Below are 23390 nucleotides of genomic sequence, written 5' to 3' on the forward strand. Positions count from 1 at the left end.
CGCAGTGCACCATCGCGCAATCTCATCCCTTGCCGGCCTGCGCACCCGCAGGGCGCGGCATGGCGGTTCACGAGGGGAGAAGCAGGATGCAGATAGAACGTCGCAGGACCCTGTTACGGCTTGGCGCGGCCTCGTTGGCCGCTGGCGGCAGCATCTCCGGGATCACCAGCGCGCTCGCGCAAGGCGCCGTGCCCACCGGATACCCCGCCAAGCCGGTGCGGCTGGTGGTGCCTTATCCGGCGGGCGGCGCCACCGACGTGCTCGCCCGCGCCATTGCCGCGCCGCTGGGCCAGCAGTGGCAGCGCACGGTGGTGGTGGAAAACCGCCCGGGCGCCAGCGGCATGATCGGTGCCGATGCGGTGGCCAAGGCGCCTGCCGATGGCTACACCTTGCTGCTCACGCTGACCAGCGTGGTGCAGTTGCCCAGCCAGTATGCAAAGCCACCCTTCGACCCGATGCGCGACCTGGTCGCGCTGTCGGAGCTGGCGACTTCGCACCTGGTGCTGGCCGCCAGTTCGTCCATGCCGGGCAGCCTCGCCGAGGTGGTGCAAATGGCAAAGGGCAAGCCGAAAGGGTATTCCTACGGCACCTACGGTACCGGCAGCGGTGCGCACCTCTATATGGAAGTGTTTACCGGCGCCGCCGGGCTGGACATGATCCATGTCCCCTACAAAGGCGAGGCGCCGCTGCTCAACGACCTGCTGGGCGGCCAGGTGTCGGTGGGCACCATCTCCGTGATGGGCATCAAGCCGCATGTGCGCACCGGCCGCCTGCGCGCGCTGGCGGTGGTGGGCAACACCCGGGCGCCCATGCTGCCCGAGGTGCCGACCTTCCAGGAACTGGGCTACAGCGGCCTGGACGGGCCCGGCTGGTTCGGCCTGTTTGCCCCGGCCGGCACGCCCCGGCCGATCGTGGACAAGGTGTCGGCGGACGTGAACGCCATCCTGGCCACGCCCGATATCCGGCAGCGCATGACCGACCTTGGCGTGATCGTCAAAGGAACCCGGCCGATGGAGTTCGCCGAGGTGGCGCGCGCCGACCAGGCTTACTGGAACGGCGTGATCCGCAAACTCAATATCCGGCTCGACTGAGCCCGCGGCAATTCCCAACTCTCTCTTTCTCAGGAGCAGCGATGCAGCACACGCGCCGCAAGGCATTGCAGCAGATCGGAGCCGGTGCCCTCGCCGCCGGCGGCCTGGGCCTGGGGCTGAGCCCGGCGCGTGCCGGCGCTTTCCCGGCCAAGCCCGTGCGGCTGGTGGTGCCCTACCCCGCGGGCGGCGCCACCGATGTGCTGGCACGCGCCATTGCCGAGCCGCTTGGCAAGATGTGGCAGCGCCCCATCGTGGTGGAAAACCGCCCGGGCGCCAGCGGCATGATCGGCGCCGACGCCGTGGCCAAGGCCGATGCCGACGGCCATACCGCGCTGCTTACCATCACCACGCTGGTCCAGGCCCCCAGCCTCTACGCCAAGGCGCCCTTCGACCCGGTGCGCGATTTCGCCCCGGTGTCCAATCTTGGCACCACCAGCCTGGTGTTCGCGGTGCACAACTCGGTGCCCGCCACAACGCTGGCCGAGTTCATCGCGCTGGTGAAGTCCAGGCCAAAGCAGTTCAACTATGGCTCCTACGGCACCGGCTCAAGCGGCCATCTCTACTGCGAAGTGTTCAACGAGGCAGCGGGCCTGGACATGACCCACGTGTCGTACAAGGGCGAGGCGCCGGAACTGAACGACCTGCTCGGCGGGCAGATCCCCGCGGCGATCATCTCGGTGATGGGCGCGCGCCCGCACACGGCAACCGGCCGCCTGCGCGCGCTGGCGGTGACCGGCCCCGCGCGCGCGCCGCAACTGCCAGACGTGCCGACCTTTCGCGAGTCTGGCATCGCGGGCATGGATTCGATGGGCTGGTTCGGGCTGTTGCTGCCGGCCGCCGCGCCGCGCCCGGTGATAGAAAAATTCTCCTCGGACGTCAACCGCGTGCTGGCCATGCCAGCCGTGCGCGCGCGCATGAACGACATGGGCGTGGTGCTTGCCGGCAGCACGCCCGATGCCTTCGCCGAGACCATGCGCAGCGATTACGCGCGCTGGGGCAAGGTCATCCGCACCCGGAACATCCGTCTTGACTAACGCCGCCTTGATGCATGCCGGGCCGGTGGCGGCCGGCAATTTTCCCACTTTGTGTTTCTTATGAATCAAGCTGCTTCTGCTACCCACGCTCCGGCCTACCGTTCTCCCCACTGGCCTCCAGGCATGCCCGCCGAGGTGTGCGTGCCGCGCACCAGCCTGGCCTACAACGTCGAGGTGGCCGCCCGGCGCTATCCGGACAAGACCGCGATCCAGTATTTCCATACGGGCATCTCTTACGCCAGCCTGCACGCGCAGATCGAGCGCATGGCCGGCTACCTGCAGCAGGCTTGCGGCGTGGCACCGGGCGACCGCGTGATGCTGTTCAGCCAGAACTGCCCGCAGTTCATCGTGGCCTACTACGCCATCCTGCGCGCCGAGGCGGTGGTCGTGCCAGCCAACCCGATGTGGCTGACCGGGGAGCTCGAACACGTGGCTGCGGACAGCGGCGCGGTGGCGGCTTTCGTCGCGGCGGAGCTTTATCCGCAGATCGCGCCGCTGCATGGCGCCAGGCTGGCGCATGTCATCGTGCATCAGTACGGGGACATGCTCGAGGCGGCCGGCGGCACCGGCGGCGTGCCCGCCTGGCTTTACGAGCGCGCTCCGCTGCCCGCCTGCGCGCCCGCGGGCGCCACGCTGGCGACCTGGACACAGGCCGACGCCGCCGGCCATGCCCCGCGCGCGCATGAGGCCGGCTACGACACACTGTGCATGCTGGCCTACACCTCGGGCACCACGGGCCATCCCAAGGGCTGCATGCATACGCACGGCACGCTGATGAGCGCGGCGGTGGGCTCGCAGCTGTGGCGCAGCGCCAGCCCGCAGAGCGTGTGCTTGTCGGTCGCGCCGATGTTTCATCTGCTGGGCATGCAGAACGGCATCCACGCGCCGCTTTACCTGGGTGCCACCATCGTGCTGCTGCCGCGCTGGGATCGCGCGCTGGCAGCAGACCTGATCGAGCGCTACCAGGTTTCCACCTGGGGCGCGCCGCCCGCCATGCTGGTGGATTTCTTCGCGCAGCCGGGCATCGGCGAGCGCAACCTCTCCAGCCTTGCCTACCTGGGCGGCGGTGGGGCCGCCATGCCGGACGCTGTGGCCACCATGCTGCAGGAGCGCTTTGGCCTGCCTTACGTGGAGGCGTACGGACTGACCGAGACCGCCGCCTTCCTCCTGTCCAATCCGCGCCACCGGCCCAAGCGCGAATGCCTGGGCATCGCTACGTTCGGCGTGGACGCGCGCGTGATCGACCCGCACACGCTGGCCGAGCTGCCGCGGGGCGAACTGGGCGAGATCGTGACCCATGGCGCGCAGGTGATGCACGGCTACTGGCGCAACCCGCAGGCCGACGCGGAATCGTTCATCGAGATCGATGGCAAGCGCTTCCTGCGCACTGGCGACCTCGGCTTCATGGATGAGGAAGGCTACTTCTTCATGCGCGACCGGCTCAAACGCATGATCAACGCATCCGGCTTCAAGGTCTGGCCGGCGGAGGTGGAGAACCTGCTCTACGGGCATCCCGCCATTCACGAAGCCTGCGTGATCGCCGCGCGCGACGCGCGCCGCGGCGAGACCGTCAAGGCCGTGGTGGCACTCAAGCCGGCCGCGCGCGGCACGCCCGAGGCCAGCGCCGAGCAGATCATGGCGTGGTGCCGCGAGCGGCTGGCGGCGTACAAGGTGCCGCGCATTGTCAGCTTCGTCGATGCCTTGCCCAAATCGGCCACCGGCAAGATCCAGTGGCGGGCGCTGCAGGAGCTGGAGCAGGACCAAGGCGGGGATCAACCGGCCGCCGCCGGCAGCGTGGCCTGAACCAGAGCAACGAGAACCACGAGAACGATGGGAGACATCATGAAGACATCGAGACGAAACTGGCTGGGCCAGGCGGCCGCGCTGGGCGGCGGTGCGTTGCTGGGCGGATGGCAGCGGCCCGCGCAGGCGCAGGGCACCTATCCGGCGCGGCCCATCCGCATGGTGGTGCCGTATCCCGCCGGCGGCGGCACCGATACCATCGCGCGCATGATCGGCCAGCGCCTGACCGAGGCCTGGGGCCAGCCGGTGGTGGTTGACAACAAGCCCGGCGCCAGCGGCATGCTCGGCAACGACATCGTGGCCAAGGCGCCGCCCGACGGCTACACGATGCTGCTCGGCATCACCGCCATGATCCAGTCGCCCAGCCTGTACAAGCGCATTCCGTACGACGTGGCCCGCGATTTCGCGCCGGTTTCACTGCTGGCCAGGTCCTCCGACCTGTTCGTGGTGCCCAACCGGGTGCCGGCCAGCACGCTTGCCGAGTTCGTGGCCCTGGCCAAGGCCGGCAAGCTCAGCTACGGCTCCTACGGCAACGGCACCTCGTCGCATTTGCATGGCGAGCTGCTCAAGATGCAGGCGCACGTGGACCTTGCACACATTCCATACAAAGGCGCCGCGCCGCTGATGAGCGACGTGCTGGGCGGGCAGGTGGATTCGGCGTTCGTCGATGTGACCTCGGCCAACAGCTATCTAAATAGCGGCAAGTTCAAGATCCTCGCCATCACCGGCAGCCAGCGCTACAAATCGATTCCCTCTGTGCCGACGTTCGCACAGGCCGGCTTCACCGGGTTTGAGCCGAGCGGCTGGTTCTCGATGTTCCTGCCCGCCAATACGCCGCGCGACGTGGTCGCCCGGCTCTCCACCGAGATCGCCCGCATCGTGCGGCTCCCGGACATCTCGCAAAAGCTGGCGGCGATGGGGCTGCAGCCGGTGGGCTCGTCCCCGGAGGAACTGGCCGCGGTGATCGCGACGGACACGCCCAAGTGGGCGCGCATCGTCCGCGACGCCAACATCCAGCTCGACTGAGGCGCCGATCGTATGACTGCTACAGCATTTATTCACCGAGGCCACCCAGAGGAGCTCGCCATGGAAACCATTCGCTACGCCGTCGCGGACGGGGTTGCCACCCTGACGCTCGACTTCCCGAAGCGCAAGAACGCCCTGAACGGCACCATGCGCCGCGAGATCGGCGAGGTCGTGCACCAGTTGCGCCAGGACACCAGCGTGCGCGCGCTGATCCTGACCGGCGCGGGCACGGATTTCTGTTCCGGCGGCGACATCAGCTCGATGCAGGGCGAAATCAGCGCTGACCAGGGCCGCCAGCGCCTGGCGGCCATCCATCCTTGGCTGGAAGACCTGATCCACCTCGACCGTCCCGTGATCGCGGCGGTAGACGGCGCGGCCTATGGCGCCGGCTTCAGCCTGGCTCTCGTGGCCGACATCATCCTGGCCACGCCGCGCGCGCGCTTTGGCCTGCCTTTCCTGCGCCTGGGCCTGATCCCGGATTGCGGCGTGTTCTACACGCTGCCGCGCATGATCGGCCTGCAGCGCGCCAAGGCGCTGATGTTCTCGATGCGTGAACTGAGCGCCGCAGCGGCGCTGGAGCAAGGCATCGTGATGGAGATCGTTGCGCCGGAGGCGCTGCAGGCGCGCGCGCTGGCGCTTGCCTCGGCCTTTACCGAAGCCTCGCCGGTAGCGGTTGCGCTGACCAAGAAGGCGCTCAATGCCTCGCTGAACCAGGACCTGCACAGCATGCTGGAGATGGAGGCGGACGGCCAGGGTATCGCATTCGCCACCGAGTACCGCAAGGAGGCCGCCTCGCGCTTCCTGGAAAAGCAGCCGCCGCGCTATCGCTGGCCCGACTGAACAACTACACGGCAACCACTGCGTGGTGCTGCAGCGCAACACCCGCAACACCGGCAATCATCAAGGAGAACAACATGGGAAATTCCGACAAGAACATGGCGATGGCTGCCCGCAAGGTGCCCTGGATGAGCGAAGACCTGGTCATGTTCCAGGACACCGTCCGCCGCTTCGTGGAGCGCGAGCTGGTGCCGAACGAGGCGCGCTGGGCCGAGCGCGGCTACATCGACCGCGAAGTCTGGAACCGCGCCGGCGAGGTTGGGCTGCTATGCGCCAGCATTCCCGAGGAGTACGGCGGCGGCGGCGGGAACTTTGCCCACGAGGCTGTGATCTGTAACGAAATGGCACGCGCCATCGCCACCAGCCTGGGCAATGGCGTGCACAGCGGCATCGTGGCCCATTACTTGCTCAACTACGGTACCGAGGCGCAGAAGCGCAAATGGCTTCCGCAGATGGCTTCAGGCGCCATGGTGGCCGCCATCGCCATGTCGGAGCCCGGCGCGGGCTCGGATCTCAAGTCGGTACGCACCCGAGCGGTGCGCGAGAAGACCCAGAACGGAGACATCTATCGCATCAACGGTGCAAAAACCTTCATCACCAATGGCTACCACGCCGACCTCGTTTGCGTGGTAGCCAAGACCGATCCCGATGCCGGCACGAAAGGGGTCTCGCTCATCATGGTCGAGACCCGGGACCAGCCTGGCTTCAGGCGCGGCCGCATTCTGGAAAAAATCGGGCAGAAAGGCCAGGACACTGCCGAGTTGTTCTTCGACGACGTGTGCGTGCCGGTGGAGAACCTGCTGGGCGACGAGGAGGGCAAGGGCTTCTATCAGCTGATGCAGCAACTGCCGCAGGAGCGCATGATCATCGCGCTTGGTGCGGTGGCGAGCATGCAGCGTGCGATCGAGCTCACCACCGACTACGTGCGCGAGCGGCAGGTGTTTGGAAAACCGCTGATCGATATGCAGAACACGCGCTTCAAGCTGGCGGAGTGCAAGACCGAGGCAACCATCGCCGCCACGTTCGTGGATGATTGCATGGTGCGCTTGCTGAAAGGCGAGCTCGATGCGCCCACCGCGGCCATGGCCAAGTGGTGGTGCTCGCAGAAGAACTGCGAAATCATCGACGAATGCCTGCAGCTGCATGGCGGGTACGGCTATATGCTCGAATACCCGATCGCGCGCATGTATGCGAACGCGCGGGTCAGCAAGATTTATGGCGGCTCCAACGAAATCATGAAGGAGCTGGTGGCACGCACGCTGTGATGCGTGTGCGCGGGGCCATGCGGCAAGCCTCTCATGCCAACGTCGTAGTGCGTTGGAAGTATGCCGGCCGCAAAGCCCCGCCCAGCGCGGGTTGCGAGGGGAAAAGCGCGTGTTTCGTTACAAAAGCAGGTGTGCACGGAATAACGGAAAGGTGTAATGTGTGTCACAAGACATGGTTCAAATGCCCGTCGCGAGTGGGGCCTGGAGTGGTAGTACGGTGAGCCGAGCTGATTCGTTGCATCATTGCAAAGTTCGTCAACCGACTCTCAGCTCTCGCCGTTATTTGACTATGATTAAGTAAAGATTTCGCAACATGGCAGCACCGCCAAGCCGGGGTGGCGGAACCGCAAGCGCTGCCGCGAAATCTTGAGTTGTAGTAGATCTACCTTCGCCTCGGACGGGTCTCTGACGGGAGTGAGGTATGGACATTTTCGGCCACTACGCCACACGCTTCGAAGGTCGCAAGGAAGAGGAATACAGCATCCAGGAGTACCTGGATATCTGCAAGAAGGATCCTTCCGCCTATGCAACCGCATCCGAGCGCATGCTCGCCGCCATTGGTCAGCCCGAACTGGTGGATACCCACCACGATCCTCGGCTGTCCCGCCTGTTCTTCAACAAGGTCATCAGGGTCTATCCGGCCTTCCGCGAGTTCTACGGCATGGAGGACACGATCGAGCAGATCGTCGCCTTCTTCAAGCATGCCGCGCAAGGGCTCGAGGAGCGCAAGCAGATCCTTTACCTGCTTGGGCCTCCGGGTGGTGGCAAGTCCTCGCTCGCGGAAAAGCTCAAGGCGTTGATGGAGCAGATTCCCATCTACGCATTGAAGGGCTCGCCTATCCATGAATCGCCGCTCGGGCTGTTCTCGCCCGAGGAAGACGGCAAGATCCTGGAAGAGGACTACGGCATCCCGGTGCGCTATCTCAACACCATCGCCTCGCCGTGGGCGGTCAAGCGCCTGCATGAGTTCAACGGCGACATCACGCGCTTTCGCGTGGTCAAGCTGCGCCCGTCGGTGCTGTCGCAGATCGCGATTTCCAAGACGGAGCCGGGCGATGAAAACAACCAGGACATATCCTCGCTGGTCGGCAAGGTAGATATCAGGAAGCTGGAAGATTTCCCGCAGGACGATCCGGACGCTTACTCGTATTCCGGCGGGCTGTGCCTGGCCAACCGCGGGCTGCTTGAGTTCGTGGAAATGTTCAAGGCGCCGATCAAGGTGCTGCACCCGCTGCTGACCGCCACCCAGGAAGGCAACTACAAGGGTACCGAGGGCTTCGGCGCGATCCCCTTCGACGGCATCATCCTGGCGCACTCGAACGAAGCCGAGTGGACAACCTTCAAGGCCGACAAGAACAACGAGGCTTTCCTCGACCGGATCTACATCGTCAAGGTGCCGTACTGCCTGCGCGTGTCGGAGGAGGTGAAGATCTACGACAAGCTGTTGCGCAGCAGTTCGCTGTCGGCCGCGCCTTGCGCGCCCAACACCTTGAAGATGATGGGGCAGTTCGCCGTGCTCACCCGCATCAAGGAGCCGGAGAATTCGAACATCTTCTCCAAGATGCGTGTCTATGACGGCGAGAGCCTGAAGGATGTCGATCCCAAGGCCAAGTCGTACCAGGAGTATCGGGACTACGCTGGCATCGACGAAGGCATGAACGGCTTGTCCACGCGTTTCGCCTTCAAGGTCTTGTCCAAGGTCTTCAACTTCGACAATACCGAGGTGGCCGCCAATCCGGTGCACCTGCTCTATGTGCTCGAGCAACAGATCGAGCGCGAGCAGTTCCCGCCGGAGCAGGAAGCCAAGCTGCGGTCGTACATCAAGGAGTACCTGACCGCACCGTTCGTGGAGTTCATCGGCAAGGAGATCCAGACTGCTTACCTGGAGTCGTACTCCGAATACGGCCAGAACATCTTCGATCGCTACGTGGTGTTTGCCGACCTGTGGATCCAGGACCAGGAATATCGCGACCCGAACACCGGCGAGATTCTCGATCGCAACGCGTTGAACGACGAACTTGAAAAAGTCGAGAAGCCCGCGGGGATATCCAACCCCAAGGACTTCCGCAACGAGATCGTCAACTTCGTGCTGCGCGCGCGGGCCAACAACGCGGGCAAGAACCCCGCGTGGACCAGCTACGAGAAGTTGCGCATGGTGATCGAGAAGCGCATGTTCTCCACCACCGAAGATCTGTTGCCCGTGATCTCGTTCAACGCCAAATCCTCTCGCGAGGATCAGGACAAGCACGCGAACTTCGTCAACCGCATGGTTGAGAAGGGATACACCGCGAAGCAGGTCCGCTTACTTGTGGAGTGGTATTTGCGCGTAAGAAAATCATCGTAACGGCGCCTGAACGAGGCCTCTAAGCGAGGGCAAGCATATGGCCACGGTCATCGATCGGCGCGAGAACGGCGGCAACAAGAGTGCCGTCAACCAGCAACGCTTCATCAAGCGCTACCGCGAACAGATACGCCAGGCGGTGGCGAAGGCGGTGTCCGGCCGGAAGATCATGGACATCGAGCAAAGCGGGCAGGTGTCCATTCCGGTCAAGGACATCTCCGAGCCAGCTTTTCACCACGGCCAGGGCGGCCGGCGGGAGTGGATCCACCCGGGCAACAAGAAATTTGTCCGGGGGGACAGCTTCGACCGCCAGCAGCAAGGCGGGGGTGGAGGCGGCTCCAAGGCGAGCGACTCGGGTGAAGGCGAGGATGATTTCGTCTTCAGCCTGTCGCGCGAGGATTTCCTCAACTTCTTCTTCGAGGACATGGCGCTGCCGGACATGGCCAAGCGCCACCTTGCCAAGATCGCCGAGGTCCGCAAGGTCCGGGCTGGCTTCTCGATCGACGGCACGCCGTCCAACCTGTCCATCCTGCGCACGATGCGAAGCTCGCTCGGGCGCCGCATTGCCTTGTCCAGTCCTTACCAGAAAAAGCTCGCGTTGCTGGAGCAGGAGTATGGCGAGGTGCTGGAGCAGGACGGGCCTTACTCGGCACGGGCGCTGGAGCTGATGAAGGAAATGCGTCACCTGCGCGCCTGCGTGGAGCGCGTGCCCTTTATCGAAAAGCTCGACCTGCGATACAACAACCGCGTGCTGAAAAAGCGCCCGCAGGCACAGGCGGTGATGTTCTGCCTGATGGATGTGTCCGGGTCCATGGATGAGAGCCGCAAGGATCTCGCCAAGCGCTTTTTCATGCTCCTGTACCTCTTCCTCAAGCGCAACTACGATCGCATCGACGTGGTGTTCATTCGTCATCACACGGTGGCGAAGGAAGTGAACGAGGAAGATTTCTTCCATTCGCGCGAATCCGGTGGTACGGTCGTATCGAGCGCGCTCAAGCTGATGGTCGAGGTAATTCAAGACCGCTATCCCGCCAGCCAGTGGAACATCTATTGCGCCCAGGCCTCGGATGGCGACAACTGGGCGGGTGATTCGGAGTTGTGCGGGCGCTTGCTGCGCGAGTCCATCCTGCCGCTGGTGCAGTACTACGCCTATGTGGAAGTGGCTTCGGAGGAGCCGCAGAACCTGTGGGAAGAGTATCTGGCGGTCAAGGACCGGCATGAGAACTTCGCCATGCAGCGCATCATCGGTGCGGACGAGATCTACCCTGTGCTGCATGACCTGTTCCAGAAAAAAGCGGCATGGCCATCCAGCCGCTGAGGTCGCCCTGGTTTTTGGCAGGTGTTTTCCCCTCTCCCGCAGTGCGGTAGAGGGGCAACCCTAGCTTCACCCGCAACGGGGGTCGTAAATGGCATATCTCTCTACCGGCTCGGAGTGGACCTTTGAGCTGATCCAGCGTTATGACCGCGAAATCGCACGCATTGCCGGGGATTTCGGTCTGGACACCTATCCCAATCAGGTTGAGATCATTACCGCGGAGCAGATGCTCGATGCCTATGCGTCGTCCGGCCTGCCGGTGGGCTACAGCCATTGGTCGTACGGCAAGCATTTTCTCGCGTCCGAGCGCAGCTACCAGCGCGGGCACATGGGCCTGGCCTACGAGATCGTCATCAACTCGAATCCCTGCATCGCGTACCTGATGGAGGAGAACACCATGCCCATGCAGGCGCTGACCATCGCGCACGCCTGCTACGGCCACAACTCCTTCTTCAAAGGCAACTACCTGTTCCGCACCTGGACCAACGCCGATGCCATCATCGACTACCTGCTGTTCGCCAAGAACTATGTAGCCGAATGCGAGCAGCGTTACGGCGAGCAGGAAGTGGAACTGCTGCTCGATTCCTGCCACGCGCTGCAGAACTACGGCGTGGACCGCTACAAGCGGCCCAAGAAGCTCTCCATTGCCGAGGAGCAGGCGCGCCAGACCGAGCGGGAGAACTACCTGCAGACGCAGGTCAACGACCTGTGGCGCACCCTGCCCAAGCACCGCGCGCACGCGCTGGAAGACGATGAAGGGTTCGAGCGCGACGCTGCTTTCCCGCCGGAGCCGCAGGAAAACCTGCTCTACTTCATCGAGAAGAACGCGCCCAAGCTGGCGCCGTGGCAACGCGAGATCGTGCGCATCGTGCGCAAGATCGCGCAGTACTTCTACCCGCAGCGCCAGACCAAGGTCATGAACGAAGGCTGGGCCACGTTCTGGCACTACACCATCCTGCACCAGCTGTATGAAGAAGGCCTGGTCAACGACGCCTTCATGATGGAGCTGCTGCAGGCGCACACCAATGTGATTTACCAGCCGCCGTACAACAGCCCTTACTACAGCGGCCTCAACCCGTACACCGTGGGCTTCCTGATGTTCCAGGACCTGCGCCGGATGTGCGAGAACCCGACCGAGGAAGACTATCGCTGGGCGCCGGAATTCGCCGGCAGCGACTGGCGCAAGACGCTCGACTTCGCCATGCGCAACTTCAAGGACGAGAGCTTCCTGCTGCAGTTCCTGTCGCCGCGGGTGATCCGCGAGCTCAAGCTGTTCTCCGTGCTCGACGACGACCGCGAAGGCAAGCTGCGCGTGACTGCCATCCATGACGACGAGGGCTACCGGAACATCCGCCAGTTGCTGGCCAACCAGTACGACTTGTCGAACATGGAGCCCAACATCCAGATCACCAATGTGGATGTGGGCGGAGACCGCTCCCTGACCTTGCGCCACCTGCAGAACGACCGCCGTCCGCTGGCGCAGAACTTCGACGAGGTGATCCGCCACGTCACGCGGCTGTGGGGCTTTACGGTGCGCCTGGAAGTGGCCTATGAAGATGGCCGGCGCGAATCCAAGTACGAATGCAAGCCGGAACGCCGGCACCGCAAGGCGGCTTGAGCGGGCATGGCAGCGTCAGCCCGCGCGGGCGGTGGATAACACCGCCCGCATGATGGCCTGCGCGGCCCACAAGCCGGTCGCCGCGGCCGCGTCCGTGAAGGGCGCATTCACGTAGTCCCCCGCCAGGAAGACCCGTTGCCGCGATGCCGGCGCACGGCTGCGGTACGCCAGCACGTCGGCGGCGCGGCCGACCGGCACCGTGGGCATCGCCTGCGCCCAGCGCGTGACCAGGCAGTCCTGCAATTGCCGCGAGATGCCCGGCAGGTAATGTTCGACCTCGGGCAGCACGCCGGCGAGGATCTGCGCATCGCTCGCGCCCAGCCGATCCGCGGCGGCGCGGTCTTCCAGCATGACCTGGATGACTTGCCCATGGCCGCCGGCGGGATGCGCTAGCGGGTGCTTGCCGGCGTCCAGCGCCAGCGCGGCCACAAAACGGCGCTCGGCACGCGGCACCAAGACGCCGTAGACGCCCGCCAAAGCCGCCGGCACACGAAACCCCGGCCGTGTGAGCAAGGACAGGTTGATGGTGCGGCTGTAAGGCGTGGCGAGCAGGCGGCGCTCCAGCGCATCGCCGCCCGTCCAGGCTTGCCGGGCAATGGGTGCCGGCAGGGCGCACACCACGTAGTCGGCCATGGCTTCGAAGCCCGCGCCGCTTACCACCACGCCCGTGTCCTGTTGCCGGATCGCCGTGACCCGCCGCCCGGTCTCCACCTGCAACGTGCGCGCCAGCGCGCGTGGCAGGCTTTGCATGCCGCCGGCCAGCGAAGTGTTGGCGCAGCGGCGCCAGCCGAAGCCGCTGGCCATCAGCATCAGCGCGGCGGAGGACGACTCGGGCGTGAGGAAATAGAACCCCTGCAACAGCGGCTCCGTGACATAGGCGAGCGCCTCGCGGCAACCGCGCTGGCCAAGCCATTCGCTGGCGGAATCCGCATCGTAGCGCGCCCATTGGCCAAGGTCGTCGAGCGGCAGCGTGCGCAGCGCGCGGCCTTCGCGGCCTAGCGCCAGCCCCAGGCCCAGCCAGGCTGGCAATCCGAGCAGGCCGCTGCGCAGCGGGTCCAGCAGGCTCTGCGCGCGCACGCGGCGCGGCCGGCCTTGGCGTACCACCGCGTTGAGGTCGCTGGCGGCTTGCAGTCCTCCGTCCAGGCCGAGCCGCCGGGCCAGTGCTGGCAGCACCGTGTAGCCGCTCGACAGGAATTGTGCACCGCACTCGAAACCATGCGGCCCGAGGGTTTCGCTGCGCATGCGGCCGCCGACATCCCCGGCGGCCTCGAACACGCGCACCCGCGCGCCGGCACGGGCGAGCGCGTCGGCCGCGCACAGGCCGGCAATGCCGGCGCCGGCCACGATCACATCGGGGGTGGGGCGCGGGCCGGGTGAATGCGTCGGCAGCGCCGATGCGGGCGGGAAGTGTGGAACAGGCGGAACGGGTGAAGGCGAGGAAGTGGCGTGCATGGTCTGGGACTTGTCCGGTTAGCCCGTGCTCAGGGCACCGTGCGACAATCTATCGGCTTGCCGCGTCGCAGCCAATTCGCTTTCTCCTCAGATTCCATCATGCCTGCCGCCACCGAACCGCCGAAGCGCCGCCAGCCCTCGCAGCAGCGCGCGCAACATACCGTCCAAGCCATCTTGCAAGCCGCGGCGAAACTGTTCGCCGAACACGAGATGCGCGCCCAGCCCGAGCCCACCACCGAGCAGATCGCTGCGCTGGCAGGGGTCTCGGTTGGCTCGCTTTATCAGTACTTTGCCGACCGCGCGGCGATTGGCCGCGCCTTGATCGAGCAACAGCGCGAGGCGGCCATGGTGGCCCTGGAAACGATGCTGGCCGAACGCCTGGCCGCCATGCCGGCAGCGGCGGGCCTGCCGGAGCCGCAAGCCGCGCGCGCCGCGCTGCGGGCCTATGTGCAGGCCTATGTGCTCAGCTTTGGCGGCTACGATGCGCATAGCCGCGCCCTGGCCCGCCTGGCCTGGCGCCATGATCGCGACGAGGATGCCGTGGCGGCGCTGCGCCTGGCCAGCGAACGGATCGGTGCGCAGTTGCAGGCATTGGGCATGAGCGCGCTGCGCTTGCCCGCCCCGGCCCAGATGTTCGCGCTCACGCGGGCCTTGTTCGGGGTAGTGCGCTCGGCCGCGCTGGAGCGCTCGCCCTTGCTCGGCAGCCCGGCCCTGGAGGACGAGCTGGTTCGCCTGTGCTGGAGCCTGCTGCAGCGCGAGCCCGACGCCTGCTGATCCTGGCCGGCCCCGGCCCCGGTCCCGTCCGGGGCTCAGGCCGCGTCGGTGCTCCAGCTTCGCGCCAGATCGACCACGCCCGTTCCGGGCTGGCCGCACACCGCCTCACCTACCACCCTTGCCCAGTAAGTCTGCGACCCGTCCGCCAGCTGCCAGGCATGCAGGCGACGGGTGTAGATCTGCAGGTCGTACTCCTCGGTGATGCCGATGGCGCCGTGCACGGCATGCGCGATGGCGGCCACTGGCGTGACCGCTTCGCTGGCGTTGAGCTTGCCGATGGCCGCGCGCAGTGGGTCTGGCAGCCAGCCGCCGGCGGCGCAGGCGATCTGCGCGGCCATGCGCGCGGCGGTGACATGTTCCGCCATCACGCTGATCTGGTGCTGGATGGCCTGGAACTTGCCGATGGCGCGGCCGAACTGCTGGCGGTCGTTGGCATATCGCAGTGTCATGTCGAACACATGCGACATCGCGCCGGCCAGCTGCACAGCGTGCAGGGCAGCTCCGATCTGGCGCAGCGTGCCCGCGGGCAGCGCAAATCGTGGCAATCCGTCCGATGCAGGGCGCGGCAGCACCACCGCCAGATCCGCATGGGCGCCGGTCGGGCGGACTTGCGCGCGGGCGCGTGGCAGCAACAGGCATTGCGTGCCTTCCTGCACCAGGAACCAGGCCGCCTGCGCGCCGCCGGCCACGAGAACCGCATCCGTGGCGCTGTCTTCCATGTCGAAGCTCGCCAGCGCGATGGGCTCGGCCGGCACCGCCAGCCCGGCAGCGTGCAGCAGCGCACGCGCGAACAAGGTCTGGCCCAGCGGCAAAGGCAGCGCGTGGCGGCCCAGCGCGAACAGCACCGGCGCCAGTTCATCCAGCGGCAAGCCCGCCCCGCCGGCCGCCTCGGGGAGCAGGCAATCGGCAAAGCCGCTGTCTTGCAGTGACTGCCACAGGGCCAGGTGATCTTCGCCACGTTCGATGGCGCGGATGACGGCGGGCGTGCAGCAGTCGCGCAGCAGGCTGTCGAGCGCGTCCGAGTAAGCGTTATGCATGGGGAACTCCGGTTCAGCGCAGGCCAAGGCCCCGGGCGATCATGCCGCGCAGGATCTCGCGCGTGCCGCCGCGCAGCGAATAGGACGGGGCGACCTGGCTGACGTAGGCCAGGGTGCGGTACAGGTCGGGATCGGCGGCCAGGCGCGGGTCGTCGCCCAGCGCGGCCTGCGCCAGCGTCGGAATGGCCTGCTCGAACTCCGTGCCCAGGTCCTTGACCAGCGCGGCTTCCACCACCGGGCTCTCGCCTGCGGCAAGCCGGGCGGTCACCGCCAGCGACATGGCCCGCAGCACCGCCAGCCTGCCTGCCAGCCGGCCGATGGTGGCGGTGTCGCGGCGCGCGGGCGGCGCGCGCCGCAGCGCCGCAATCCAGGTATCGAGCAGCACCACGCTGGAATACAGCCGCTCCGGCCCGCTGCGCTCGAAGGCCAGCTCCGCGTTGACCTGCTCCCAGCCGCTGCCTTCGCGGCCCACCAGCGCCGCCTCAGGCAGCATCACGTCCTCGAAGCTGACTTCGGAGAAATGTGCGTCGCCGGCCAGGTCGCGGATCGGGCGCACGGTCACGCCCGGCGCCGAGAGATCGATGATGACCTGCGACAAGCCGCGCTGACGGTCCTCGCCCGTGCCGGAGGTGCGCACCAGCGCCAGCATGTAGTGGCAGCGATCGGCATTGGTCGTCCAGATCTTGCGGCCGTTCAAGCGCCAGCCGCCATCCGGCTGCGGCACCGCGCGGGTCGCGACGCTGGCCAGGTCGGAGCCGGCGTTGGGCTCGCTCATGCCGATGCAGAAGAAGGCCTCGCCCTTGCAGATGCGCGGGAGGTAGAACGCCTTCTGCGCGTCGCTGCCGTAGCGCAGGATCAGCGGCCCGCTCTGGCGGTCGGCGATCCAGTGGGCCGAGACCGGCGCGCCGCACGCCAGCAGTTCCTCCACCAGCACGAAGCGCGAGAACGGATCGAGCCCGGCGCCGCCATATTGCGCGGGCAAGGTGATGCCCACCCAGCCGCGCCGCGCCAGCGCGCGGCTGAAACCGGCGTCGAAGCCCATCCATGAACGGGCGCGGACCTCGGGCGCAAGGGCTGGCAGGTGTTCGGCCAGGAATGCCTTCACCTCGCGCCGGAAGGCGGCAGCGGCCGGCGGCAAGGCAGTCAGCTGGAACGTGCTGGGCAGTGAAGTCAAGACGGGAGTCTCCGTGTGGCTAGCGGCCGGCCAGCAAGCGCCGGGCGGAATAAGTCATGACACGCTCATGGCGCTGGTTGAAGACTTCGATGTCCGAGTCCACCACGGCGCGGCCGTTGCGCGAAGTCGGGCGGATGCCGGTCACCGTGACCGTGGCCCAGATGGTGTCGCCCACCATCACCGGGGCGTGGATCTTCTGCGTCAGCTCCAGCATGGCCAGCCCCGTGCCCTGGATCATGGTCTGCAGGATGAAGCCTTCGATCATGGCGTAGGTCAGCGCGGCGGGCACGGGCCGGCCATGGATGGCGCCGCCTTCATAGCCCGTCTCGATAAAGATCGCCTCCAGCATGCCGGTGACCGAAATGAAGTTGATCAGGTCGGTCTCGGTCACGGTGCGGCGGAAGGTCTGGAAGGCCTGGCCCTCCTTGATGTCTTGCCAATAAAAGCCCTGGCCGAGGCGGGGTAGTTGGGTATGGGGCACGGCGTCTCCTGGTGAGGGCCGCCATCGGCGGCCGGCTTCCTTTATGTTAGGAGCGGGAATGCGGCAGGGTTAGGCATTAGTGGCCGGCGACGCACAATAGGCCGCGCCGGTGCGGCCCAGCTCATCGATCTGCTCGCCGCTCAGGCCTGCCTCGCCAAGCAGGCTGCGGGTGTGCTGACCCAGGCGTGGCGGCAGCGCGCTCGCCGCGCGCTGGCCGTCAAAGCGCACCGGCGCGCCGGCAAAGCGCAGCGTGCCCATGGCCGGGTCGTCCAGCGTGTCGAAGAAGCCGGTGGCGCGCAGGTGCGGGTCATCCACCAGTTCCGCGAGCTGGTTGACCCGCGCCACCGGGATCTGCAGCGTTTCGCATAGCGCCAGCCAGGCGCCGGTGGTGCGCGTGCGCACGATCTCGCCGGTCAGCTCGTAGAGGGTTTCGATATGCTGCGTGCGCGCGGCGATGCCGCCAAAGCGCGGGTCGGCGGCCAGGTCGGGCCGGCCCGCGGCGGTGAAGAAGTCGCGCCAGTGGGCATCGGTGTACGGCATCATGCAGACGTGGCCGTCGGCGCTCTGGTAGGGCCGGCGCAGCGGCGCCAGCACGCGCGGATAGCCGGTGGGCCCGCGCGGCGGCTCGAAGTGCTGGCCATAGAGATGCTCGACCAGGTTGAAGGCCACCATCGATTCGAACATCGGCACTTCCACCAGCGCACCCTTGCCGCCCTGGCGCTCGCGCCCGGCAATGGCGGCCGAGATCGACAGCGCCGCCACCAGCCCGCTGGTCTTGTCGGCCGCGATGGTGGGGAAGTAGCGCATGGTGCCGGTCTGCGCGGCCATCAACGCGGCATTGCCGGACAGGCCCTGGATGATGTCGTCGTAGGCCGGGCGGCCGCCATAGGGGCCATCCTCGGCAAAGCCCAGCAAGCTCACGTAGACCAGGCGCGGGTGGCGCGCCATCACGTCGGCGGGGTCCAGCCCGAGGCCGGCCAGCTTCTGCGGGCGCATGCTGTGCATGAACACATCGGCGCTGGCCAGCAGGCGCTCCAGCGCGGCCCGCGCCGCGGGCAGCTTGAGGTTGAGCACCACGCTTTTCTTGCTGCGGTTCACGCCCAGGAAGATGGCCGACATGCCATCCTCGGCGGCCGGGCCGGTGCGCCGCGTGGAGTCGCCCTCGGGGGGCTCCACCTTGATGACTTCGGCGCCGAGGTCGGCCAGCCACTGGCTGGCGTAAGGGCCCATCACGACCGTGGACAGGTCGATGACGCGGATGCCTGAGAGGGGCAACATGCCTGGGTGTCTCCTGTCTGTTCTTGTGCCTGGCTTGCGCCGGGCCGGGTGCCCGGGCGCGCGCCAGATGCCACAGGGTAGATCAGGCGGGTCGCTTGCGTCTAATATTAGATTTTTAGGATTCGATATCTCCCAGATATCAATGCGGACATCAGCGTGGACCTTCGTCAACTTCAGCAGTTTGTCGCCCTGGCCGAAACCGGCAACTTCCACCGCGCGGCCGAGCGCCTGCACATGGCGCAGCCGCCGCTCTCCATCTCGATCCGCAAGCTCGAAGATGCGCTTGGCACGCCGCTGTTCGTGCGTACCTCGCGCGGGGTGCGGCTGACCCAGGCCGGCGAAGCCGCGCTGCATGACGCGCGGCGCGCGCTGTTCCATGCCGGCCAGGCTCGCGCGGCGGCACTGGCGGCGGCGCATGGCGAGCGCGGCGCACTGCGCGTGGGCTTCGTGGGCTCGGCAACCTACGCCTTGCTGCCCAAGCTGATCCCGGCGTTTCGGGCCGCGCACCCGGGGATCGAGCTGATCCTGCATGAATCCACCTCGGCCTCGATCCTGGACCGGCTGGAACGCCATCAGCTCGATGCCGGGCTGGTGCGCTTTCCCATCTTGCACAGCGGCGGCTACACGCTGATGCCGCTGGAGAACGACGAGTTCGTGGCGGCGGTGCCGGCCGATAGCCGCTTTGCCGAGCGCGACGCGATTGCCCTCAAGGCGCTCGCCGGGGAACCCTTCATCATGCATCCCAGCGCCGAGGTGCCCAACCTGCAGGCCATCGCCATGCTGCTGTGCCAGCAAGCCGGGTTCGTGCCGCGTGTGACGCAAGAGGCGGTGCAGGTGCAGACCATCGTCAGCCTGGTGGAAAGCGGCCTGGGGGTAGCGCTGGTGCCCAGCGTGGCGGCGCGCTATATCAACCGGCGCGTGCGTTTCCTGCGGCTGGCCAGCCCGCGGCCGGCGGCGCGCATCGGCATCGCGCTGGCTACGTCCACGGATAGCGATGACCGGCAGGTGCAGCACTTGCTGGAGGTAGCCAGCGCCGTGGTTGCCTAGGCCGGCGGATCAGGCGGGCGCGCGCTCGCCACGCGCCGCGCCGGCGCGCTCCAGCGCCACGCCCGGCAGCAGGTGCAGCAGGCGCACCAGCTCGCTCTGGCGATGGGTGCCGGTCTTGCGCAGGATGTCGCGAATATGCACGCGCACCGTGTGGGGCGAGACGAATTCGTGGTCAGCGATCTCGTTCAGTGTTTCGCCGGCGGCAAGGCGGATGGCAATCAGGCTTTCCTTGCGCGACAGGCCGAACAGCGACGTCAGCACCGAACTGTCGAGCACCGAGCGCGATTCCGAATTGCCCATCAGCACCATCGCGAACGGCAGTTGCCACGGGCCTTCCACCGGCTGGCGGGCCACCAGCGGCAGCACGATGATGGGTACCGGCTGGCCGCCCGACGTAATGTGCATCCACGAGCCGGCTGCCGCCTCGCCGCCACGGGATTGCATGGCGCGGTCGAGCAGCTTGTGCAGGGTGGCGTGCAGGGTCTGGTCGTGGACCTTGAGCACGCCGTTTTCCAGCGCGAGCTGGCTGTCGGCCTGCACCAGCGCCTCGGCCCAGATATTGGCGTAGCGCACGCGCATATCGGCTTGCAGCACCATCACGCCGAAGTCGAGCGTGTCCAGCCCGGCCAGGCCAAGGGCCGCCAGGCCGCTCAACTCGAAGTTGCGCTGTTGCATGCGCGCGGCGCGGGCCCAGTGCGGCAGCACGCGCGCGAGCCGCTTGCTGCGGCGGCTCAAGCCCTCCGCCCCGTCGAAACCGGTGTCCGGGCGGCTGCCCCGGTCCGTGCCGCCCATCAGCACGCAGACCTCGGCGGTATCGAGCAGGCGCACGCCATGCTCCAGGTCGGCGCCATGCGCCGGCGCGCGCCAAGGCGCGCCGTCCCGCAGGTCGCCAGGGTGATCGCCCGCGAGCGCGCGCCTGGGCAGGCTTGCCAGCGCATGCAGGCCTTCCGGCACGTAGGTGCCCTGCGCCGGGAAGCAGCCATGCGGGGTGACGCCGAGGCGCGCTTGCCCGGACAGTTTGTCCCAGACCAGGTAATGCGGGCTTTCGATGTCGGTATAGCGGGAGAAGAGATCCAGCGCGGCTGGCATGGCAGTGACGTCAAGCGCCGACTCGTAGATCGAATCGATCAGACGATGGAAGTCTTCATCCGCCGACGGATGTTCGCCCATAGTGTTTTCCCCGGTGGCTCTCGCCTGATCCTGCTTTGCTTTTTTTATTGGCCCGCTGGTAGCGGTACGGCTGGCTCGCAGTGGCCGGCTCCGAAGTGGCAGGTGCCACCGGACGGGATCAGGCGCCCGGTATGCCGGGTGCGTCAGCGCTGCGTGTTGCCGTGTGGCGGCATTATGCGGATGCGGGCATAACTTCGCAAACGGGGAATGTTGCCTGGGCAATGATTAAAACATCATTTCGGCGCTGAAACGCCCGCGAGGCGGGGCCTGGCCACGCAAAGCGTACCCGTTTCTGCGTGCGCGTTGCGAGCCCCATAGTGACTTAGCCGGCTCAGCCTGGCCCGGGTGCGCCCGTTGACAGCGCCGCAGCGCCCCCGGCGCCGGCCGCCAGCTCGGTGGCCTGCGCGCCCTGCGCCGGCGGGAGCCCCGGGCCGCCCTCGACCTGCACCGTCACCCGCTGCGTGGCCATGCTGATGCCATGCTGGTCGAACTTGCGCTTGAGCCGCACGTTGAACGCGCGCGTGATTTCCGCCTGGGTCAGCGGGCGGGTCCTGAACTGGGCCAGCACCACCGAGCCGTTGGGGTCGAAGCGATCGAGGCCCAGGATGTCGAGTCCGGAAAGCAGGTTGCGCGCGTAGCGGAAATCGCGCGCCACCTCGGCGCCGGTCTCGCGGATCAGCTCGATGGCCTGGTCGAGGTCGCTGCCGTACGCCACGCCGATGTTGAACACGGCAACGGCATAGCCGCGCGACATGTTCTTGATGGCCTTGATCTGGCTGTAGGGCAGGATATGAAGCGCGCCCTTGCCGTCGCGCAGCTTGACGGTGCGGATGGTCATGGCCTCCACCGTGCCGATATGGTCGGGCAGTTCCACCGAGTCGCCGATGGCGATCGAATCCTCCACCACGATGAACAGGCCGGTGATCAGGTCCTGCACCAGGCTTTGCGCGCCAAAGCCAATGGCCAGGCCGACCACGCCGGCGCCGGCGAGCAGCGGCGTCACGTTGACGCCGAGGTTGGCCAGCACCACGATCAGCGTGATGACCAGCAGCGCGACGAACAAGGCATTGCGCACCAGCGGCAGGATGGTCCTGGCGCGCAGGCTGGGCGGCTGCCCGCGGCCATGCGCGGGCGTCAGCGTCTGGGTGATGGCGGTATCGATCAGCAGCCACATCAGCCACGACAGCAGCACGGTGGAGGTCACGCTGAACACGGCCTCGCCGATGCGCTTGCCGAGCGTGGTGGATTCAATCACCGAGAGCAGCGACACGCCCCAGATCCGGCTGGCCAGCTCGAAGTAGGCGAACCAGATCACCACCCGCACCAGCGCAACCGCGAAACGCCCGAAGCGCGCCAGGTAGGCCGAGCGCTGGCGGTCGCGAAAGCGCGGCGCGCGGTGCGTGGCCTTGGGCGAGCGGCCGGTGATCAGCGTCAGCAGCAGCGCGGCGACGAACAGCGCCACCGAGCCCACCGTGCGCCGCAGGAAGATGTCGGCGTAGCCGGTGGCCAGCAGCGTGCCGGCCACCGAGGCCACCACCACCGCCAGCACCGGCAGGTGCCAGCTCGCGCCTACCAGGCGCAACAGGTCCATGATTGCGGGATGCTCCTGACGGAAAGCCAGCGGCCGGTTGCTGATGATCTGGCCGATCTGCCGGCGAAAGCGCAGTGTGAAGGCGCCGATCAGCAGCGCCGCGGCGATGTTGGCCGCGGTGGAGGTCAGCGCCGACAGGTTGGTGCCGAGCGCGGCGATCACGCGCGCGTCGGTGGTGACGTCGCCCAGCGCCGCCAGCGCGCCGGTGGCGAACAGCAGCCTGCGGGAGTGCAGCAGCAGGTCGCGCACCGCGTGCGCACGGTGCGCCGAGGTAAACAGCGCGAAGATGACCTGGCACACCGCGCCCATCACGGCGCCGGCCACCACCGAGTAGGCAATCACCATGCCGGCCATGCTGGCGGGCGAGCTTTCGAACATACCGCTCGAGAGCAGCATCGCCAGGGCGAAGGCCACCACCCACGGCGCCACCCTGCGCAGCATGTAAAGCCCGACGTCCATCCAGGACGGCACTGCGGGCAGCTCATAGCGCACCGCTGGCTGCAGGCGCCGGTTGCGCACGCGTCTCACCGCCTCCCGCAACAGCCATCCGGCGAAGAACCAGGCCGCGAGCACGGTGGAGAACTCCCGTGCCGATTGCCAGGGCGAGCGCGTCCCGTTGATGGTCAGTGCGGCCAGCCACTCCTCGCCCGCGAAATCGATGCGCCAGCGCCAGTAGTGCCACGGCCCCTTGTCCTTGCCGAGCGACGCATCGAGATGGTCGACCGCCTCGGCCAGCGCCCCGAGCAGGCCGGGCTGTGGCGCCGACGCCGCACTGGCGCCGCCTATGCCCTTGCGCAGCGTCTGCAACTGGTCGACCAGGGCCTTGCGGTCCTTGTCGCTCTGCAGCGTGGTGATGACCTGGTCGAGCGACTGCGCGAGCGGCTCGCTGGCCGCGGGCTGCGAGGCCGGCGCGGACTCGGCCTTGACGACCGCCGCCAGCGAGGCCAGTCCGGCCGGCGCCGCCAGTGCCGGCTGCGCTGCCAGCGTGGTCAGCGCCAGCCAGATCATCAGCATCAGCATCGGCAGCAGTGCGCCTGGCCGGCATGCGGCCGGCAA

General features: G+C 66.9%; 18 protein-coding genes. 11 read left to right on the forward strand and 7 right to left on the reverse strand.

The window, feature by feature from the left end:
- Positions 1-86 precede the first annotated feature (86 nt).
- From ACX12D_RS30840 to ACX12D_RS30880, 9 genes are all read left to right on the forward strand, one after another.
- Positions 87-1091: a tripartite tricarboxylate transporter substrate binding protein gene (locus ACX12D_RS30840; RefSeq protein WP_459374811.1), complete on the forward strand. Its 1005-nt coding sequence runs from the start codon at positions 87-89 to the stop codon at positions 1089-1091.
- 41 nt (positions 1092-1132) lie between these two features.
- Complete coding sequence (locus ACX12D_RS30845) at positions 1133-2125, forward strand: Bug family tripartite tricarboxylate transporter substrate binding protein (protein WP_459374812.1); 993 nt, start codon at positions 1133-1135, stop codon at positions 2123-2125.
- A 123-nt stretch (positions 2126-2248) separates the two neighbouring features.
- Positions 2249-3928 (forward strand): long-chain fatty acid--CoA ligase, encoded by a 1680-nt coding sequence (locus ACX12D_RS30850; RefSeq protein WP_459374813.1) that lies wholly within the window; start codon positions 2249-2251, stop codon positions 3926-3928.
- Positions 3929-3967: 39 nt separating this feature from the next.
- Positions 3968-4954, forward strand: coding sequence for a Bug family tripartite tricarboxylate transporter substrate binding protein (locus tag ACX12D_RS30855; protein ID WP_459374814.1), 987 nt, complete (start codon positions 3968-3970; stop codon positions 4952-4954).
- A gap of 60 nt (positions 4955-5014) precedes the next feature.
- Positions 5015-5794, forward strand: coding sequence for an enoyl-CoA hydratase/isomerase family protein (locus tag ACX12D_RS30860; protein WP_459374815.1), 780 nt, complete (start codon positions 5015-5017; stop codon positions 5792-5794).
- Positions 5795-5868: 74 nt separating this feature from the next.
- Positions 5869-7056: an acyl-CoA dehydrogenase family protein gene (locus ACX12D_RS30865; protein WP_459374816.1), complete on the forward strand. Its 1188-nt coding sequence runs from the start codon at positions 5869-5871 to the stop codon at positions 7054-7056.
- A 421-nt stretch (positions 7057-7477) separates the two neighbouring features.
- A complete protein-coding gene (locus ACX12D_RS30870; RefSeq protein WP_318235460.1) occupies positions 7478-9400 on the forward strand; it encodes a PrkA family serine protein kinase in 1923 nt (640 codons plus the stop codon).
- Between the two features lie 37 nt (positions 9401-9437).
- Positions 9438-10715, forward strand: a complete 1278-nt coding sequence (locus tag ACX12D_RS30875; protein WP_459374817.1) for a YeaH/YhbH family protein — start codon at positions 9438-9440, stop codon at positions 10713-10715.
- Between the two features lie 88 nt (positions 10716-10803).
- Entirely contained in the window at positions 10804-12330 is a 1527-nt protein-coding gene (locus ACX12D_RS30880) for a SpoVR family protein (RefSeq protein WP_309406016.1), read from the forward strand.
- Between the two features lie 15 nt (positions 12331-12345).
- Here ACX12D_RS30880 and ACX12D_RS30885 read toward each other — a convergent pair whose 3' ends face one another.
- Positions 12346-13782 (reverse strand): protoporphyrinogen/coproporphyrinogen oxidase, encoded by a 1437-nt coding sequence (locus tag ACX12D_RS30885; RefSeq protein ID WP_459374818.1) that lies wholly within the window; start codon positions 13780-13782, stop codon positions 12346-12348.
- Positions 13783-13881: 99 nt separating this feature from the next.
- On the opposite strand from ACX12D_RS30885, the gene ACX12D_RS30890 reads away from it, so the two are divergent.
- Positions 13882-14556, forward strand: coding sequence for a TetR/AcrR family transcriptional regulator (locus ACX12D_RS30890; RefSeq protein WP_459374819.1), 675 nt, complete (start codon positions 13882-13884; stop codon positions 14554-14556).
- Between the two features lie 35 nt (positions 14557-14591).
- Here the strand turns inward: ACX12D_RS30890 and ACX12D_RS30895 are convergent, their stop codons facing one another.
- The 4 genes from ACX12D_RS30895 to ACX12D_RS30910 all read right to left on the reverse strand — a co-directional run bounded on the left by ACX12D_RS30895 (position 14592) and on the right by ACX12D_RS30910 (position 18526).
- Complete coding sequence (locus ACX12D_RS30895) at positions 14592-15593, reverse strand: acyl-CoA dehydrogenase family protein (RefSeq protein ID WP_459374820.1); 1002 nt, start codon at positions 15591-15593, stop codon at positions 14592-14594.
- 13 nt (positions 15594-15606) lie between these two features.
- Positions 15607-16767, reverse strand: a complete 1161-nt coding sequence (locus ACX12D_RS30900) for an acyl-CoA dehydrogenase family protein (RefSeq protein WP_459374821.1) — start codon at positions 16765-16767, stop codon at positions 15607-15609.
- A gap of 19 nt (positions 16768-16786) precedes the next feature.
- Positions 16787-17248, reverse strand: a complete 462-nt coding sequence (locus ACX12D_RS30905; RefSeq protein ID WP_441639848.1) for a MaoC family dehydratase — start codon at positions 17246-17248, stop codon at positions 16787-16789.
- Between the two features lie 69 nt (positions 17249-17317).
- The gene (locus tag ACX12D_RS30910; RefSeq protein ID WP_459374822.1) at positions 17318-18526 is read right to left on the reverse strand and encodes a CaiB/BaiF CoA transferase family protein; all 1209 of its coding nucleotides are present in this window, start codon (positions 18524-18526) and stop codon (positions 17318-17320) included.
- A gap of 156 nt (positions 18527-18682) precedes the next feature.
- On the opposite strand from ACX12D_RS30910, the gene ACX12D_RS30915 reads away from it, so the two are divergent.
- On the forward strand, positions 18683-19573 hold the full coding sequence (locus tag ACX12D_RS30915) for a LysR substrate-binding domain-containing protein (RefSeq protein ID WP_459374824.1): 891 nt from the start codon (positions 18683-18685) through the stop codon (positions 19571-19573).
- A 9-nt stretch (positions 19574-19582) separates the two neighbouring features.
- Here ACX12D_RS30915 and ACX12D_RS30920 read toward each other — a convergent pair whose 3' ends face one another.
- A complete protein-coding gene (locus ACX12D_RS30920) occupies positions 19583-20743 on the reverse strand; it encodes a helix-turn-helix transcriptional regulator (RefSeq protein ID WP_459374825.1) in 1161 nt (386 codons plus the stop codon).
- 331 nt (positions 20744-21074) lie between these two features.
- Positions 21075-23354, reverse strand: coding sequence for a mechanosensitive ion channel family protein (locus ACX12D_RS30925; protein WP_459376576.1), 2280 nt, complete (start codon positions 23352-23354; stop codon positions 21075-21077).
- Between the last annotated feature and the right edge of the window lie 36 nt (positions 23355-23390).

The sequence above is a fragment of the Cupriavidus sp. PET2-C1 genome (assembly GCF_054515855.1).

Bases quoted from the DNA above. Each gene is read 5' to 3' on its own strand.
- ACX12D_RS30840 (WP_459374811.1), top strand. From the start codon at position 87: ATGCAGATAGAACGTCGCAGGACCCTGTTACGGCTTGGCGCGGCCTCG.
- ACX12D_RS30845 (WP_459374812.1), top strand. From the start codon at position 1,133: ATGCAGCACACGCGCCGCAAGGCATTGCAGCAGATCGGAGCCGGTGCC.
- ACX12D_RS30850 (WP_459374813.1), top strand. From the start codon at position 2,249: ATGCCCGCCGAGGTGTGCGTGCCGCGCACCAGCCTGGCCTACAACGTC.
- ACX12D_RS30855 (WP_459374814.1), top strand. From the start codon at position 3,968: ATGAAGACATCGAGACGAAACTGGCTGGGCCAGGCGGCCGCGCTGGGC.
- ACX12D_RS30860 (WP_459374815.1), top strand. From the start codon at position 5,015: ATGGAAACCATTCGCTACGCCGTCGCGGACGGGGTTGCCACCCTGACG.
- ACX12D_RS30865 (WP_459374816.1), top strand. From the start codon at position 5,869: ATGGGAAATTCCGACAAGAACATGGCGATGGCTGCCCGCAAGGTGCCC.
- ACX12D_RS30870 (WP_318235460.1), top strand. From the start codon at position 7,478: ATGGACATTTTCGGCCACTACGCCACACGCTTCGAAGGTCGCAAGGAA.
- ACX12D_RS30875 (WP_459374817.1), top strand. From the start codon at position 9,438: ATGGCCACGGTCATCGATCGGCGCGAGAACGGCGGCAACAAGAGTGCC.
- ACX12D_RS30880 (WP_309406016.1), top strand. From the start codon at position 10,804: ATGGCATATCTCTCTACCGGCTCGGAGTGGACCTTTGAGCTGATCCAG.
- ACX12D_RS30885 (WP_459374818.1), bottom strand. From the start codon at position 13,782: ATGCACGCCACTTCCTCGCCTTCACCCGTTCCGCCTGTTCCACACTTC.
- ACX12D_RS30890 (WP_459374819.1), top strand. From the start codon at position 13,882: ATGCCTGCCGCCACCGAACCGCCGAAGCGCCGCCAGCCCTCGCAGCAG.
- ACX12D_RS30895 (WP_459374820.1), bottom strand. From the start codon at position 15,593: ATGCATAACGCTTACTCGGACGCGCTCGACAGCCTGCTGCGCGACTGC.
- ACX12D_RS30910 (WP_459374822.1), bottom strand. From the start codon at position 18,526: ATGTTGCCCCTCTCAGGCATCCGCGTCATCGACCTGTCCACGGTCGTG.
- ACX12D_RS30920 (WP_459374825.1), bottom strand. From the start codon at position 20,743: ATGGGCGAACATCCGTCGGCGGATGAAGACTTCCATCGTCTGATCGAT.
- ACX12D_RS30925 (WP_459376576.1), bottom strand. From the start codon at position 23,354: ATGCTGATGCTGATGATCTGGCTGGCGCTGACCACGCTGGCAGCGCAG.